At 62.2% G+C, this 16,260-nt stretch carries 11 protein-coding genes and 2 rRNA genes; 7 read left to right on the top strand and 6 right to left on the bottom strand.

Going from position 1 to position 16,260, the window contains the following annotated elements; genetic code table 11:
• Positions 1-32: 32 nt before the first annotated feature.
• The 4 genes from AB6N07_RS04955 (at position 33) to AB6N07_RS04970 (ending at position 6,815) form a co-directional block, all read left to right on the top strand.
• Positions 33-2,860, top strand: a 23S ribosomal RNA gene (locus AB6N07_RS04955).
• A gap of 142 nt (positions 2,861-3,002) precedes the next feature.
• A 5S ribosomal RNA gene (gene rrf / locus AB6N07_RS04960) occupies positions 3,003-3,118 on the top strand.
• 690 nt (positions 3,119-3,808) lie between these two features.
• The gene (locus AB6N07_RS04965; protein ID WP_370676703.1) at positions 3,809-4,387 is read left to right on the top strand and encodes a biotin transporter BioY; all 579 of its coding nucleotides are present in this window, start codon (positions 3,809-3,811) and stop codon (positions 4,385-4,387) included.
• Positions 4,388-4,565: 178 nt separating this feature from the next.
• Positions 4,566-6,815, top strand: a complete 2,250-nt coding sequence (locus AB6N07_RS04970; RefSeq protein ID WP_370676704.1) for a putative bifunctional diguanylate cyclase/phosphodiesterase — start codon at positions 4,566-4,568, stop codon at positions 6,813-6,815.
• Positions 6,816-6,882: 67 nt separating this feature from the next.
• Here the strand turns inward: AB6N07_RS04970 and AB6N07_RS04975 are convergent, their stop codons facing one another.
• The 4 genes from AB6N07_RS04975 to AB6N07_RS04990 form a co-directional block, all read right to left on the bottom strand.
• Positions 6,883-7,515, bottom strand: coding sequence for a bifunctional 4-hydroxy-2-oxoglutarate aldolase/2-dehydro-3-deoxy-phosphogluconate aldolase (locus tag AB6N07_RS04975; RefSeq protein WP_370676705.1), 633 nt, complete (start codon positions 7,513-7,515; stop codon positions 6,883-6,885).
• 114 nt (positions 7,516-7,629) lie between these two features.
• On the bottom strand, positions 7,630-8,664 hold the full coding sequence (locus AB6N07_RS04980; protein WP_370676706.1) for a LacI family DNA-binding transcriptional regulator: 1,035 nt from the start codon (positions 8,662-8,664) through the stop codon (positions 7,630-7,632).
• 111 nt (positions 8,665-8,775) lie between these two features.
• A complete protein-coding gene (locus AB6N07_RS04985) occupies positions 8,776-9,705 on the bottom strand; it encodes a DMT family transporter (protein WP_370676707.1) in 930 nt (309 codons plus the stop codon).
• 119 nt (positions 9,706-9,824) lie between these two features.
• Entirely contained in the window at positions 9,825-10,364 is a 540-nt protein-coding gene (locus tag AB6N07_RS04990) for a MarR family winged helix-turn-helix transcriptional regulator (RefSeq protein ID WP_370676708.1), read from the bottom strand.
• Positions 10,365-10,551: 187 nt separating this feature from the next.
• Here AB6N07_RS04990 and AB6N07_RS04995 point away from each other — a divergent pair, with 187 nt between their 5' ends.
• The 3 genes from AB6N07_RS04995 (at position 10,552) to AB6N07_RS05005 (ending at position 13,929) form a co-directional block, all read left to right on the top strand.
• Positions 10,552-11,625, top strand: coding sequence for a GTP-binding protein (locus tag AB6N07_RS04995; protein ID WP_370676709.1), 1,074 nt, complete (start codon positions 10,552-10,554; stop codon positions 11,623-11,625).
• A gap of 202 nt (positions 11,626-11,827) precedes the next feature.
• Positions 11,828-12,799 carry a WD40 repeat domain-containing protein gene (locus tag AB6N07_RS05000; protein WP_370676710.1) on the top strand — a complete coding sequence of 324 codons (972 nt, stop codon included), beginning with the start codon at positions 11,828-11,830 and terminating at the stop codon, positions 12,797-12,799.
• A complete protein-coding gene (locus AB6N07_RS05005) occupies positions 12,799-13,929 on the top strand; it encodes a radical SAM protein (RefSeq protein ID WP_370676711.1) in 1,131 nt (376 codons plus the stop codon). The genes AB6N07_RS05000 and AB6N07_RS05005 overlap by 1 nt, the downstream gene beginning before the upstream one ends.
• Here the strand turns inward: AB6N07_RS05005 and AB6N07_RS05010 are convergent, their stop codons facing one another.
• Positions 13,930-14,307, bottom strand: coding sequence for a hypothetical protein (locus AB6N07_RS05010; RefSeq protein WP_370676712.1), 378 nt, complete (start codon positions 14,305-14,307; stop codon positions 13,930-13,932). It lies immediately after the preceding gene.
• A gap of 305 nt (positions 14,308-14,612) precedes the next feature.
• Complete coding sequence (locus AB6N07_RS05015) at positions 14,613-16,043, bottom strand: homospermidine synthase (protein WP_370676713.1); 1,431 nt, start codon at positions 16,041-16,043, stop codon at positions 14,613-14,615.
• Between the last annotated feature and the right edge of the window lie 217 nt (positions 16,044-16,260).

The raw sequence follows: 16,260 nt of genomic DNA on the forward strand, positions 1-16,260 counted from the left end.
CATTGCAAGGGATGGGCATGGGTAATGAGAGCGATCAAGTGACGTAAGGGCATCTGGTGGATGCCTTGGCGCTGAGAGGCGATGAAGGACGTGGTACGCTGCGATAAGCCATGGGGAGCTGCGAACAAGCTTTGATCCGTGGATTTCCGAATGGGGGAACCCATCTTCAGCGAACAGTGATCAGTTGGCAGTCGAAAGCGCGCCCGGCAGGGAAAGCGGCTCGGCAAAACTGCCATCCGGTTACTGTTTGCAATTATGAAGATATCTTATCCCTGAATACATAGGGGATTAGAGGCGAACGCAGGGAAGTGAAACATCTAAGTACCTGCAGGAAAGGACATCAACCGAGACTCCGCAAGTAGTGGCGAGCGAACGCGGACCAGGCCAGTGGTCAATTGGTTTAAAGCAGAACGGTTTGGAATGGCCGGCATTATGGGTGACAGCCCCGTATGCACAGATATCCAATTGATCCTTGAGTAAGGCGGGACACGTGCAATCCTGTCTGAACGTGGGGGGCCCACCCTCCAAGCCTAAGTACTCCTCAGCGACCGATAGTGAACCAGTACCGTGAGGGAAAGGTGAAAAGCACCCCGACAAGGGGAGTGAAACAGTTCCTGAAACCGGATGCCTACAAACAGTCGGAGGCTGCAATGCTGACGGCGTACCTTTTGTATAATGGGTCAGCGACTTAGTCTGTCGAGCGAGCTTAAGCCGTTAGGTGTAGGCGCAGCGAAAGCGAGTCTGAACAGGGCGTTCAGTTCGACGGATTAGACCCGAAACGAGGTGATCTAGTCATGAGCAGGTTGAAGGTGCGGTAACACGCACTGGAGGACCGAACCCACGCCTGTTGAAAAAGTCGGGGATGACTTGTGACTAGGGGTGAAAGGCCAATCAAACCTCGAAATAGCTGGTTCTCCGCGAAATCTATTTAGGTAGAGCGTCGGACGAATACCTCGGGGGGTAGAGCACTGCATAGGCAAGGGGGTCCTACAGACTTACCGATCTTAAGCAAACTCCGAATACCCGAGAGTACTATCCGGCAGACACACGGCGGGTGCTAACGTCCGTCGTGAAAAGGGAAACAACCCTGACCATCAGTTAAGGTCCCGAAGTCACGGCTAAGTGTGAAACGATGTGGGAATCCCAAAACAACCAGGATGTTGGCTTAGAAGCAGCCATCATTTAAAGAAAGCGTAACAGCTCACTGGTCTAGTCAAGGGTTCCTGCGCGGACAATGTAACGGGGCTCAAGCCGTGCACCGAAACTATGGGTTTGCACTTGTGCAAGCGGTAGCGGAGCGTTCCGTAGGCCTGTGAAGGAGGATCTGTGAGGACCTCTGGAGGTATCGGAAGTGAGAATGCTGACATGAGTAACGCTAAGGGTGTGAGAATCACCCTCGCCGAAAGTCCAAGGGTTCCTGCGTAAAGCTAGTCTTCGCAGGGTTAGCCGGTCCCTAAGGCGAGGCCGAAAGGCGTAGTCGATGGGAATGAGGTAAATATTCCTCAGCCAGCAGGTGGTGACGGATGTGAAGGATCGTAAGGCCTTATCGGATTGGCTTTGCTGTCTCAGCGTTCCAGGAAATAGCCCCTGCATCAGACCGTACCCCAAACCGACACAGGTGGACTGGTAGAGTATACCAAGGCGTTGAGCGAATTGTGCTGAAGGAACTCGGCAAATTGCCTCCGTAACTTCGGGAGAAGGAGGCCCCGGTTGTGGGCAACCATAATCGGGGGGCACAGACTAGGGGGTGGCGACTGTTTAACAAAAACACAGGGCTCTGCGAAGCCATAAGGCGACGTATAGGGTCTGACGCCTGCCCGGTGCCGGAAGGTTAAGAGGAGGGGTGCAAGCTCCGAATTGAAGCCCCGGTAAACGGCGGCCGTAACTATAACGGTCCTAAGGTAGCGAAATTCCTTGTCGGGTAAGTTCCGACCTGCACGAATGGCGTAACGACTTCCCCGCTGTCTCCAGCACAGGCTCAGTGAAATTGAATTCCCCGTGAAGATGCGGGGTTCCTGCGGTCAGACGGAAAGACCCCGTGCACCTTTACTATAGCTTCACACTGGCATTCGTGTCGGCATGTGTAGGATAGGTGGTAGGCTATGAAGTTTGGGCGCTAGCTCAGATGGAGCCATCCTTGAAATACCACCCTTATCGTCATGACTGTCTAACCGCGGCCCGTCATCCGGGTCCGGGACAGTGTGTGGTGGGTAGTTTGACTGGGGCGGTCGCCTCCCAAAGAGTAACGGAGGCGCGCGAAGGTAGGCTCAGACCGGTCGGAAATCGGTCGACGAGTGCAATGGCATAAGCCTGCCTGACTGCGAGACTGACACGTCGAGCAGAGTCGAAAGACGGCCATAGTGATCCGGTGGTCCCTCGTGGACGGGCCATCGCTCAACGGATAAAAGGTACGCCGGGGATAACAGGCTGATGATGCCCAAGAGTCCATATCGACGGCATCGTTTGGCACCTCGATGTCGACTCATCACATCCTGGGGCTGGAGAAGGTCCCAAGGGTTCGGCTGTTCGCCGATTAAAGTGGTACGTGAGTTGGGTTCAGAACGTCGTGAGACAGTTCGGTCCCTATCTGCCGTGGGTGTAGGAGTATTGAGAGGATCTGTCCCTAGTACGAGAGGACCGGGATGGACATACCTCTGGTGGACCTGTTGTGGCGCCAGCCGCATTGCAGGGTAGCTAAGTGTGGACTCGATAACCGCTGAAAGCATCTAAGCGGGAAACGAACCTCAAAACTAGTGCTCCCTATCAGAGCCGTGGTAGACCACCACGTTGATAGGCCGGGTGTGGAAGCGCAGTAATGCGTGAAGCTTACCGGTACTAATAGCTCGATCGGCTTTATCGCTCTCATTATCCCTGTCCATCCAAAAGGATGAAACAAGGACACGAAATACAAAACACGATCCGGCCCTCATAAGCCGCCAAAGACCATACGTTCGCTCATGACCAGCCCTCAAAGCTAGCCATGAGCTCTTGCCCTTCGCCGGCCTGGTGGTCATGGCGGGGAGAAATGCACCCGATCCCATCCCGAACTCGGCCGTGAAACTCCCCAGCGCCAATGGTACTCCGTCTTAAGACGCGGGAGAGTAGGTCGCTGCCAGGCCTGCAAAGGGCAAGACAAACAAAATCAACATCACACGATAATAGCTCTTCATGAAACCCGAACCAACACAAAGCCCTCGACGAGAAATCGCCGAGGGCTTTTTGCTGTCTGCCGCCTCGGGACACGCCAACCCAAAGCGCGACACTCCCGACAGACCAAGCCCAAAGCCAGCTGATACCCAAGAACCACGGTAGTGCCCTGACGATTGGGCGACGCGCGAACGTGCGCGCCGGTCAGGTGAAAGCCGCTCCGGGCGAGGAGAGCGAGACAAGCGGTGTTGCCCGGGCCGACAGTGCCAAAGATGGAGCCGAGCGATCCGCAGGGGGCAATGTCACAACCACCAACGCTAGCGCTTCCGACATCGACCCCTGATGCTGATCGCGAGGAAGCAGCCAATAGACGACGTCCGCGATCCTGTTTGAGAAGTCCCAGCTCAAGCACAGAAGTCTGGAGCCTTCGGAGAGGACAACTGCCTGTCGACAGGTGGAAAATTGGCGGACGTCGCTGCGATTGGCGGCAGGCTTCAGTGGAGACCTTCGTTGCTCTACGTAGTATCTCGTATCAATTGCCGCCTACCGATCTTGACGCGGGATCAAGCAGATGTTTTTGTCCCCAGGAAAGCCGCCGCACATGCGCGCTGCGATGCCGTGATCGGCAAAGCCGCGCCGCCTCGCCGGAAAGGACCGAGACTTGACCATTCTGAACCAGCCGTCCACCGCCTTCACCCGTTCACTTGCCAATTCGCACCTCGCCGTCAAAGCGGCCGCCGTCGTGTTCGGCTCGCTGCTGATCGCCGCTGCGACGCAGATCGAAGTACCGTTCTTCCCGGTGCCGATGACGATGCAGACTTTCGCCGTGCTGCTGGTCGGTCTGCTCTTCGGGGCTCGCCTCGGTGCCGTCGCCGTTCTTACCTACCTCGCGGAGGCAACACTTGGCCTGCCGGTGTTGTCGGGCGGCGCTTCGATGGCGATGATGTTCGTCAAGCCGGCGACCGCCGGTTACCTCGTCGGCTTCGTTGGTGCCGCCTTCGTCGCCGGCCTGATCGCCGAGCGTACGGCTGGTCGGTTCTGGGGTGTCGTTGCCGCCGCCTTCGCAGGCGAGGTGGTGCTGATGGCCCTGGGTGTTGCCTTCCTGGCCTGGCTGATTGGCGCCGAGAAGGCCGTTACCTTTGGCTTGATTCCCTTCGTCCTCGGCGATCTGCTGAAGATCGTGCTGGCCGTGGCGGTTGCCCGTGGTGTCGGACGTCTGTCGTTGCCGGGCGCGCTCTAAGCGCACCTCCTGACAAAGCCTAGGTTGGAACGGCCGTCGGTTCATCCGGCGGCCGTTCGTTTATTGGATAACTCGCTTTTTACCGGTCGTATTCAGGGTTTTGAAACGATCCCCACTCACACTCCCCCACTCGGGGACGGCTGCGGTGATTCTTCCGAGCCGGGGAGTGACGAGGGTGATGACCAGATCGGGCGCAATCGAGAAGAAGCGGCTGCGCGAGCTTTATCGCTACCGCATTCTGGATACGCCGTCCGAACCGGAATTCGACGGTCTCTGCGAACTGGCGCGCAGCCTGCTTTGCGCCGATGTCGCCGTCATTACCTTTCAGGATACCGATCGTTCCTGGTGCAAGGCTTCCGCTGGCCGGCATGTCGTCGCCTTGCCGCGATCGGCGTCGGTGAGCGAGCAGGCCGTGCTCGCAGGCCATGTGGTGGTGTTCGAGGATCTGGCAAGCGAGCCGGTGTTTCGCGATCATCCGCTTGTCCATGGCGAGTGCGGCTTTCGGACCGCTGTCGGTGTTCCCATCGAAGTGAAGAAGGGGCTGTGCATCGGCGCCGTGGTGTTGATGTTCGGCGAAAGGCGTCGGGTTTCGAGTTCCGATATCGAGAATTTGCAACGCCTGACACATGCGATCATCGATCGACTGCATCTCCGCCGCATCCGCATCGACCGCGAACTCGACCAGATCACCCGCGCCAAGAAGGATGCCGAGATCGCCGCCCAGAAATGGGAGATCGGCAAACAGCGGCGCCTTCTCGAGCAGACGGCGCGCCTCGCCCGTATCGGCGGTTGGGAATATGACGTTGCCGCCGACCGCATGATCTGGTCGGCCGAAATCTACCGCCTTCTGGAACTCGACGAGACGGCTACGCCGCCCGATTTGCTGACGCTGCTGGCCTATTGTCAGGAGGAGGCTGCCGGCGAGGTCAGGCGGCTGATCGTCCGGGTGCTGAAGCGCGGCGAGTCCTTCGAAACGGAAATACCGCTGATCACCGAATCTGGTCGCCGCCGCTGGGCGCGGTGCGTCTGCGAGGCGGAAGTTCAGCGCGGCAAGGTCGTCCGCCTTCTGGGGACGGTGCAGGACACGACGCTGCAGCGTGCCACCGAGGAGGAAGTCAACTTCATCGCCACTCATGACATGGTGACGGGGCTTCTCAACCGCGCCGTATTTCAGGAGCGGCTCGATCGTGCCTTGGCCTTTCGCACACCAGCCCGTACCGTCGGCCTCTATCTGATCGACGTCGACCACTTCAAGTCGGTCAACGACACGCTCGGCCACCATGCCGGCGACGTCCTGCTGGCCGAGGTGGGGCGGCGGCTGCGCGAAGCAGTCGGCGAGCTTGGCATCGTCGCCCGGCTTGGCGGCGACGAATTCGCGCTGTTGATGCCCGATTGTGGCGGCGAGGACGAACTGACCGCCATCGGCGAGCAGATGATGCGCGGCCTGCAGGAGCCGATCTCTTACGATGCCGAATCAATTCCCGTGACCATCTCGGTCGGTATTGCCCGTGCCCTCTCAGGTACGGCGGCCGACCAGCTGTTCAAGGACGCCGACATCGCCCTCTACGAGGCCAAGGGCGAGGGACGAAACCGTTTCGTGCTGTTTGACCGGGCCATGCGCGAAGCCATCGAGCTGCGCCACTCCATCCTGAGGGCCATCCGTCAGGCCATCGATCGCGGTGATCTCCGCCTGCACTACCAGCCGAAATATTCACTTCGCACCGGCGTGCTTGCCGGCTTCGAGGCGCTGCTGCGCTGGCATCGGCCGGATGGCTTCATCGCCAGTCCCGGCTTCTTTGGCATCGCCCTCGACGATTCGCAGCTGGGCCTTGCCATCGGCGACCTCGTCATTCGCGAGGCCGTGCGTCAGGCGGCCGACTGGCGTGCCCGCGGCATCGTCTTCGATCACATAGCGATCAACGTCGCCACGCCGCAATTTCGGCGCGGCGACCTCTGCGACTGCCTGACCCGTGCGCTTGAGGAGTATGGCGTGCCGTCGTCGGCGCTGATGGTCGAAGTGACGGAGAACGTGCTGCTGTCCAAGGTCGCCGACGAGGTGCAGACGACCCTTTCGCAACTGGCCAGCAAGGGTATCAAGATCGCTCTCGACGACTTCGGCACCGGCTATGCCTCGCTGAGCCATCTCAAGGATTTTCCGGTCGACCTCCTGAAGATCGATCGTTCCTTCGTGGCAACGCTGACCGAGGAGCGGGAGAGCCGCTCCATCGTGCGCGGCATTACCGCGCTCGCCCACGATCTCGGCATCCCGGTAATCGCCGAAGGCGTCGAGACGGCGGCGCAACGCGATATGCTCAGGCATTTCGGCGTCGATTTCGGTCAGGGCTACCTGTTTTCCCGCGCCATGTTGCCGGCGCAGATCGAGTCGTCGGGCCTGGTCAACGTTGTGGCTACGCCGGCCCGAGCCTGATCAAACGACTTCGCCGACCGGGCATCCCGATCGGCGAATAAAAAGGCTCAGGCCTGCTTCAGAAAATTCAGACGGCGATCGCCGCCGCTTCCCTGGCCAATTGCTCGATGCGGGCCCAGTCGCCAGCCTTGACGGCGTCAGTCGGCGCGACCCAGGAGCCACCGACGCAGATGACGTTCTTGAGCTTCAGGTAATCGGTCGCGTTGTCGAGGCTGACGCCGCCGGTCGGGCAGAACACCATCTCTCCGAGCGGCGAGGCGAGCGCCTGCAGGTATTTCGGGCCGCCGGCCGGGCCGGCCGGGAAGAACTTGACGATGCGGTAGCCCTTGTCGCGGGCAACCATCGCTTCCGATGCCGTGGCGACGCCCGGCAGCAGGGGTACGCCGAGTTCGATCGCCGCGTCGAGCAGGTCGGGCGTGGCGCCCGGACTGACCAGGAACTTGGCTCCGGCCTCGACGGCCGCCTTGGCCTGGGCGCGATCGAGCACCGTACCGGCGCCCACTACGCCGCCCGGAATGCTGCTCATGGCCCGGATCGCTTCGAGGGCGACCGGCGTGCGCAGTGTCACTTCCAGTGCCGGCAGACCACCCTTGACCAGCGCGGTGCCGAGCGGCACTGCGTCCTCGAGGCGGTCGATGATCAGCACCGGAACCACCGGCGCGCGGCGGAGAACGGCGAGAAGGGCGGCTGTGTCGAACATGACGGATCCTTTTTCGTCGGCGACCGGGTCGCCGGAAGACGGCGGCAGGACTGCCGGAAAAAGCGCCCAGGAACGTCCTGCCATTCCAGTGTGGTATGGCAGAAAACCACCTGCTCAGCCACTCGATTCCCGAATGACCAGATGCGGAGCTATGAGTTTATGCTCGAACGGCGGCTCCTCGCCGACGATCAGCGCGTAAATGGCGCGCGCCGCTTCCCGGCCGATTTCTTCCGAACCGTTCTCAACCGTGGTCAGCGCCGGCGCCCATGTCTCCGAGCCATCGACATCGTCATAACCGGTGACGGCCATATCGATGCCGGGGCGGATGCCGAGGCGGGCAAAGCTGCTCATCAGGCCGAAGGCCAGAACGTCATTGAAGCAGACGACGGCCGAGGGGCGCGGCGAATGGCCGGCGATGATCTCGGCGGCCTTGCGGCCGTCGCCCTGGGTCATCAGTTCGGGAATGTCGAGCACTGGCACGAGGCCGGCCTCGGTCATCGCTTCGAGGAAGCCGGCGTAGCGGTCGCGGCCTGACGAGGTGTAGCGCAAGCCGCCGACGAAGGCGATGTTCTTGTGCCCCTTGTCGATCAGCAGGCGGGTAATCTCGTACATGCCGTGGCGGTCGTCGCCGCGCACGCTCGGCGCGTTGGCGCCATCGACGTCGCGACAGACTAGCGTCACCGGAGTTCCAGTGCGCATGATGGCATCGATGTCGGCGACGGTGGTGCCGACCGACGGGCAGAGCACCAGGCCGTCGGCGTTCTGCTGCTGCAGCACCTGGACGAAATTGCGCTGGCGCTCGATGCTGTCGCGGTGATTGCAGATGAGGATGGTGAGCCCGTAGGTCTCGAGCTCGGCCTCGACGGCGCGGAACACCTCGGCGAAATAGGGATTGAGCACGTCATGCACCACGACGCCGACGATGTCGGTACGAGCGGTGCGCAGCGAGGCAGCCTGCCGATTGTAGATGTAGCCCATTTCGACAGCCAGCGCCTGCACGCGCTTGCGCGTCTCGGCCGATACGGCCGGGTTGTCGCGCAACGCCAGGGATACCGTCGCGGTCGACACCTCAAGCTGCGCGGCGAGCTGGCTCAGCGTCACGCGGCGGCGGCGGAATCGGCGGAGGTCTTCCCGTTTGCTGGTGGTCATAGAGGGTCCTGTTTCTGCCTTCTCAATCGATCACATGAAACATAAGAGCGGGCGACGTCAACTGAATTGCTTACGTACGGAGCCGCTGACCTTCCGCCGGCTTTCTTTCCGTCAAACGCGGGCGGCGGCAATTGCGCGGGCGTGCAGGACGCGCTCGCGGTTGAGCAAGTATAGCCCCGAAGCGATGACCACGCTGGCGCCGACCAGCGTCCAGACCGACGGTAGGTCGGCGAAGATCAGATAGCCGGAGATGATGGTCCAGATGAGCTGGACGTAGCCATAGGGGGCGAGGGTGGCGGCCGTTGCGAAGCGATGGGCCGTCATCACCAGGAAGTGGCCAAAGCCGCCAGCGGCCCCCATGAAGACCAATAGGCCCCAAACGAGCGGCGACGATGGCGTCTGCCAGACGACGATCAACGCCGGCACCAGCAGGAGGCTTGGCACGGCGGCAAGCGAGATCACCAGCGAGCCCGGATTGACCCGGGTGGCCAGATGGCGGGTGACAAGATTGTAGACGGCGCCCGACGCCATTGAGGTGAGTGCGAGCAGCATGGCCGGGTGGAAGGTGCCGAAGCCCGGCTGGGTGATCAGCAACACGCCGAAGAAGCCGACGACGATGGCGACGACGCGGCGGATGCCGATCTTCTCGTGAAGGAAGATGACCGACAGGAGCGTGATCACCAACGGAGACAGGAAGCCGATCGACGTCGTCTCGGCCACCTGCAGGTAATGCAGGGCACTGAAGTTGGCGAGCGTCATCACCGTCAAAAGCAGCGCCCGGACGATCTGCAGTCCCGGCAGTTTGAACCGCCAGGCGCCGGGCGAGGAGATCGGGTTCAACACCGCCATCGCCATCAACAGATTGATGACGTAGCGGAACCAGGAAATCTCGATCACCGGCAGGTGGTAGCTCATCGCCTTGGCCGTCGTGTCGAGGCAGGCGAAAACGATCGTCGAGCCGAACAGCGGCAGCAAGGCCTTGAGAGGTGCGCGGGCAGGCGGAATGGACGGCGAGGGCGGGGTGGGCCCAGAAGAAGACATTGAGGTTTTCGCTGGCGCATAAGGACAGGTCACCGGCGCGGAATCCGCCTCCGGATCGATTCAAAGTCATACTAAAGTATTGTCAGTGCCGATGTAAGCCCGCTTCGAGACGGCGCGGTTCAGTCGGTGGCGCCTTCCTCGGCTTCGTCGTGGAGGATCGCTGCGACTGGCTTGCTCGTCGTTTCGGGCCCCTCGTCGTCGTTGTCGTCGTCGGCGTGGGCGGCGACACCGGCCGGCATGAGGTTCTTTTCGATCTGGCGCAGAAGCCTCTTGAGGCGCTTGCGATCCTTTTCGTCGAGCCCGGCCAGGGCCTCCTTCTCGACGCGCTTCCAGACGGCGTCGACGGCGCCGGCGCGCTCGCGGCCGGCGTCGGTCAGGAAGACGCGGGCGAGGCGACCATCGGCGCTGGAGGTCTGGCGGGTGAGCAGCCCCTGCGCGCCGAGGCGGGAGATCATCTTGGTGACGGTCGGCGGCTGCACGGCGAGTTCGGCGGCGAGTTCCGACATCGACTGGCCGTCGCGGTCGGCGAGCGCTTTCAGCACCGCCTCCTGACCTGGGTGCAATCCGATGCGGCCGAGGTGGACCGCGGCGCGTGTGCGATGGACGCGAGCCGCCTGTACCAGACGGTGAGTAACACTCTTGCGATGGTTGAAGCTCATGCCGCTTCGTCTCCCTCGTCGGCGCCGATCTAGCCGGTCGCCATTGTACACCTTTGAGTGATCCCCTTTTCACACGAAACTATGACACTTATTTAGGGGCCGAAGATTTTTCCATGAACCGCCGTCCGCCTTTGTCGTGCGCCCGTCAGGAGGGCGTGCTAGGACAGCGGTCCTCTCATCCGTGGAGATGCGCATGTCCGCTCCGGCCGCCACCCCGCCCATTCCCGTCACTGTCCTCACCGGCTATCTCGGCGCCGGCAAGACGACGCTGCTCAACCGGATCCTCACCGAGGATCACGGCAAGCGTTATGCCGTCATCGTCAACGAGTTCGGCGAGATCGGCATCGACAATGACCTCGTGGTCGACACCGACGAGGAAGTGTTCGAAATGAACAACGGCTGCATCTGCTGCACCGTGCGCGGCGATCTGATCCGCGTCGTCGAGAATCTCGCCAAGCGGCGCGGCACGTTCGACGCCATCTTGGTGGAAACCACCGGTATTGCCGATCCGGTGCCCGTCGCCCAGACCTTCTTCATGGATGAGGAAGTCAGGAAGTTTGCCCGCCTCGACGCCGTCGTGACGCTGGTCGACGCCAAGTTCTTCCTCGACCGGCTCGGGGATGCGCCGGAAGCTGAGGATCAGGTGGCATTCGCCGACGTCATCGTCCTCAACAAGACCGACCTCGTCACGCCGGAACAGCTGCGCGAGGTCGAGAAGACCCTGCGTCAGCTGAACCCTTACGCAAGCATCCACCGGGCGACGCGCTCGGGCGTGGCGCTCGATGCGATCCTCGATCGGGGTTCCTTCGATCTCGATCGGGTGCTGGAACTCGACCCGTCCTTCCTCGACGCCGACGAGCATGACCACGACCATGATCATGTCTGCGGTCCGGATTGCGATCATGACCATCACCACCATGATCATGACGGCGAGCATCACCATCATGGCCACGAGACTCACCACGATACCGAGGTGACGTCGGTGTCGCTCAAGGGCGGTGAACTCGACCCGGACAAGATTCTGGGCTGGATCACCGAGATCACCCAGGCGCAAGGGCCGAACATCCTGCGTCTCAAGGGCATCCTCGCGTTCCCGGACGAGCCGAAGCGCTACGTGGTGCAGGGTGTGCACATGATCGTCGAGGGCGACCTGCAGCGGGACTGGAAGCCGGGCGAGGCGCACGAGAGCCGGTTGGTGTTCATCGGCCGCAGGCTCGACCGCGCCGAGCTCGAGGCTGGCTTCAAGGCCGCGGCTGTTTAATTCAGCCTCAGTCGCCGGCGGGCCTCCGGCCCTTGGCTTCCGCTTTGCTTTCGCCTGACGGGGCTTTGCCACGTCAGGCCCGCTCCGCGCGGCGCCACTTGGCGCCGGAAGCTGCCATGCGGCTTCAAGGGGGCTCTTGCATTTGCAGGCGGGATGCCGCACTCCCGTCGACACGTTCCAACACCGCTCCGGAGCCGCTAACTTGCCCGAGGTTACTCCGCTTTCGCTTTCCGGCTATGTCATCGATGTTCATTATGTCGGCGGTGTGCCGACTTTCATCACAGGCGACGGCGCCATCGCGCTGGGCACGGCTGGCCGCGTGGTGAAGCCGCACGCCGGTGGTATTCTCGCCTCGGTTCTGGCCGTCGATGGCAAGTCGGTGATCACTGGTGGCGACGACGGCAAGGTGATGCGCACCACCGCCGATGGCACGAGCACGCTGATCGCCGAACGTGGCCGCAAGTGGATCGACGTGGTGGCCGCCGGGCCGGGCGGCGCCGTTGCCTTCGCCTCGGGGCGGACCGTGGTGGTGATCGACGGAACTGGCAAGGTGCACGAGCTTGAGCGGCCGCGCGCTGCCCTCGGCCTCACCTTCTTTCCCAAAGGCCTCAGATTGGCCATTGCCGGCTACAACGGCGTCGGCCTGTGGTTCCCCGGGACCGCCGCGCCGGTGCAGGAGCTCGAATGGAAGGGCTCGCATATCGCGGTGACGCTGTCCCCGGATGGCGCCAACGTCGTCACCTCCATGCAGGAGATGGCGCTGCACGGCTGGCGTCTCAGGGATGGCCAGCACATGCGCATGTCCGGATATCCGGCCAAGGTGAAGTCGATGTCCTGGTCGGTCAAGGGACGGTATCTTGCCTCGTCCGGGGCCGGCGTCTCGGTCCTCTGGCCGTTCTTCCACAAGGACGGACCGATGGGCCAGCGGCCGCTGGAACTGGGCGGCCGGCAGGAGCTGGTGACCCGTGTCGCTTGCCACCCCATGGAGGAGATCGCAGCCCTCGGCTATGACGACGGCATGATCCTGCTCAGCCGCTTCTCCGACCGTGAAGAAGTGTTGCTCGCTCGCCCGAATGGCGCGCCGGTGTCGGCGCTGGCCTGGAGCGCCAACGGCCTCGAGCTGGCCTTCGGCTGCGAGAGCGGCGCCGCCGGCCTGGTCGACCTGACACTCTGATGACCGCGCTTCGATCCCTTCCCTCTGGCCGCACGACACCGGGCGAACAGCACGACCTCGATGCCGCCTACGCGGCGCTCGCCACCAGCGAGCGGCTGTTGCCCATCAAGGTTCCCGCCTTCTATCAGCGCAAGCTTGACGAGGAGGCGGCGGCGCTCGGCCATACCGAGGGGCCGCTCCACCGCATGGTCCGGCCGACGCGCGAGCGCTTCGGCGCGCCCACCGGCGGCGAGGTGCCGGACTGGGTCGACGATCGTTCCAACATGCCGGTGCCCGGTTCGCAGGCGATCATCCATAAATACGCCGACCGCGTCTTGTTCATGCCGACGTCGATCTGTGCCGGCCATTGCCAATACTGCTTCCGACAGGACGTCCTGACCGACGCCCACGCCGAGGGCGGCGACCTCAAGGGTCTTGCCGCCGAGATGGGCCGGTTGACGGCCTATCTTGGTACGCGGCCGGAGGTATCGGAAGTCGTGCTGTCGGGCGGCGATCCGCTGACGCTGTCGATGCGCGACCTCGGCTTGGTGCTCGCCGGCATTCGCTCCGTGCCGACCATCCGGTCGATCCGCCTACACACGCGCACGCCGGCCTTCGCGCCGAAGGTATTCGCCGACGACCGGAAACTTGATCTCCTGGCCGAGGCCGACGTGCGGCTGGTGCTGCACTTCGCCCACCCTTACGAGATCTGCGGCGAGGTGGGCGACGTGCTGGACCGGCTCGATCGGCACCGCATCCGCCTCTACAACCATTTTCCGCTGCTGCGCGGCGTCAACGATCATCGCGACGTGCTGGCGCGGCTGATCGAGACGCTCGACGACCACCGGGTTCGCACGCTCTCGGTCTATGTGCCGGAGCCGATCCGCCATTCGGCCCCCTTCCGGGTGACGCTCGATCGCTTCTTCGCGCTGCAGGACGAACTCACCGCCACGACGCCGAGCTGGATCAACGCCATCCGCTTCACTCTCGACAGTCCGGTCGGCAAGGTTCGGCGCGAGCATATCGTGGCGCGCGACCGGGCGACCGGCCTCGTCACCTTCGAGAAGGCGGGAAAGCGCTTCGTCTTCCCCGACTTTCCTGAGGAGCTCGACGTTCCCGGCGCGCGCGACACCCTGCTCTGGAAGGGTTGATCAAGCCGCGACCGGCAGGAACAGCAGCACCGCGAACAGGATGGCGCCCGAGAGCGCCAGGAAGGACGCGGCGACGACCAGCGGCTCGAAGCTCGGGTAGCCGTTGAGCAGTAGTGCCAGCGAGGGGAACATCACCACGGCGGCGATCGTGTTGAGCGCCCAGAGGATCTTGGGCAGGCGGCCAGTGCTCTTCAGCGGGTTGAGAGCGAAGAAGATGCCATAGATCGACATCAGCACGAAACCGATCAGGTTGAGATGGGCGTGAGCCCCGGTAGCGGCATGGTTGCCGCTCGCCGACATGTAGATGCCGAAGAGCATGCCGACGATCAGTAAGATGGCGGCGGTACGAAAGAACAACAGCGAAATGGAATTACTCAAAATGGCCCCCGTCGGCAAAAGCCGATCGACGTGGATCGACCGTTTGCTCCAATCTTTTGATTTTACAGATACTCGGCTGCCCGAAGCCCCCCGGCGTCGGGCGCGGATACGCATGCCGGCAAACGGCCGGTCAGGATAAGCATACTACATTATACGTAGAAATATAGTGGGTCTGTAACGTTCGTAACCGACCGTCGCTCATGAAGCGTTCGCCGGTCCGATGGACGCATCGGACTATCAAGCGAACGCTACAGGCCAGTTGTTCGGGGCGCTACTTGAGCGCCCCGGACCGGCAAAGCCTCCCGTCAACGGACGAGAATATTGCGGAAGCTCCAGGGGTTGCTTTCGTCGATATCCTCGGGGAAGAAGCCCGGCCGGCCGGCAAGCGGCGTCCAGTCGGTGTAATAGCCCTTGACCGGTCCGAGATAGGGCATCTGCACTTCAAGGCAGCGTTTGTGATCCATCTCGTCGGTCTCGACGATGCCGGCCGTGGGGTTTTCGAGCGCCCACACCATGCCGGCCAGTACCGCCGACGTAACCTGCAGACCGGTGGCGTTCTGGTAGGGGGCCAGCTTGCGCGCCTCTTCGATGGTCAGCTGAGAGCCGTACCAGTAGGCGTTCTTGCCATGGCCATAGAGCAGCACGCCGAGTTCGTCGGCGCCGTCGATGATCTTGTCCTCGGACAGCACCTCTGTCGTCGTCTGCACCTGGCCGCCGCCGCCGAACATCTCGTGCAGGGAGAGCACCGCGATGTTGGCCGGGTGATAGGCGTAGTGGCAGGTCGGCCGATATTCGGGATAGGTGCCTTCGCCGACCGTGTAATAGTCGGCGATGGAGATCGCCTCGTTATGGGTGACGAGGAAGCCGAACTGAGAGCCCGGCGTTGGGCACCAGGTTCGGACGCGGGTGTTGGCGCCGGCCTGGAGAAGATAGATCGCCGCCTGGCAGCCGCCATCATGGCGACGTGCGGTCTCCGGCTCCCAGGTCTCGCCGGTGCCCCAGCCCAGTTCGGCCGGCTGCAGGCCTTCCGACACGAAACCATCCACCGACCAGGTGTTGCGGAAGACATCCATCGAATGGGGAATCAGCGTGCGCTGGGTGTCGCGTTCGGCAATGTGGATGCCCTTGACGCCCACGGTCTGCATCAGCCTCGCCCATTCCTCGCGGTTTTGTGGGTGCTTGAAGGCGATACCCATGTCATTGGCGAGGTTTTCGAGCGCGACCTTGACGAACCAGGACACCATGCCGGGGTTAGCGCCGCAGCAGGAAACAGCGGTGGTGCCGCCTGGATTCTGTCGTTTCTCGGTTCGTACCGCTTCGCGCAGCCAGTAGTTGGTGCGGTGGGCCGGCTCGACTTCCTTGTCGAAGTAGAAGCCCTCCCAGGGCTCGGTAACGGTGTCGATGTAGAGCGCGCCGATTTCCCGGCACAGCTTTATGATGTCGAGCGAACCGGTGTCGACCGAGAGGTTGACGCAGAAACCCTGCCCGCCGCCGACGGTCAGCAGCGGCGTCAGAATGTCGCGATAGTTGTCGATGGTAATCTTCGCCTGGATGAAGCGAATGCCGTGATAGGCGAGGATATCCTTGCTGGAGTCGCTCGGGTCGATGACGACGAAGCGCGATCGGTCGAATTCAAGATGCCGCTCGATGAGCGGCAACGTACCGCGTCCGATGGAGCCAAAACCGATCATGACAATGGGACCGGTGATCGTGCCATGCACGGGCGATGAATTCATTCAAACCTCTCCTGTCGCGGCACCCCTGGTGCCGGAAGATCTCCGCGTCTTTCAGGTCAACGGGAATAGCTAATAAAGGGTGAAACGGCGGCGCCTGTACCTTCCATGCCGTTCCCTCGACACATTAGAGCATGCCGGCAACAAGTTTTCTAGTCGCACTCGCAACGGAAATGCCAAAGTTCGACATCCGGCCTTTCTCTGAAAAGCCGGGTAATAG

Origin of the sequence: Pleomorphomonas sp. PLEO, assembly GCF_041320595.1 — a bacterium.
Lineage (GTDB): Bacteria > Pseudomonadota > Alphaproteobacteria > Rhizobiales > Pleomorphomonadaceae > Pleomorphomonas.

Coding starts and splice junctions, on each gene's coding strand:
- AB6N07_RS04975 (WP_370676705.1), bottom strand. CDS start 7,515: ATGTTCGACACAGCCGCCCTTCTCGCCGTTCTCCGCCGCGCGCCGGTG.
- AB6N07_RS04980 (WP_370676706.1), bottom strand. CDS start 8,664: ATGACCACCAGCAAACGGGAAGACCTCCGCCGATTCCGCCGCCGCCGC.
- AB6N07_RS05005 (WP_370676711.1), top strand. CDS start 12,799: ATGACCGCGCTTCGATCCCTTCCCTCTGGCCGCACGACACCGGGCGAA.
- AB6N07_RS04995 (WP_370676709.1), top strand. CDS start 10,552: ATGCGCATGTCCGCTCCGGCCGCCACCCCGCCCATTCCCGTCACTGTC.
- AB6N07_RS04970 (WP_370676704.1), top strand. CDS start 4,566: ATGACCAGATCGGGCGCAATCGAGAAGAAGCGGCTGCGCGAGCTTTAT.
- AB6N07_RS04990 (WP_370676708.1), bottom strand. CDS start 10,364: ATGAGCTTCAACCATCGCAAGAGTGTTACTCACCGTCTGGTACAGGCG.
- AB6N07_RS05015 (WP_370676713.1), bottom strand. CDS start 16,043: ATGAATTCATCGCCCGTGCATGGCACGATCACCGGTCCCATTGTCATG.
- AB6N07_RS04985 (WP_370676707.1), bottom strand. CDS start 9,705: ATGTCTTCTTCTGGGCCCACCCCGCCCTCGCCGTCCATTCCGCCTGCC.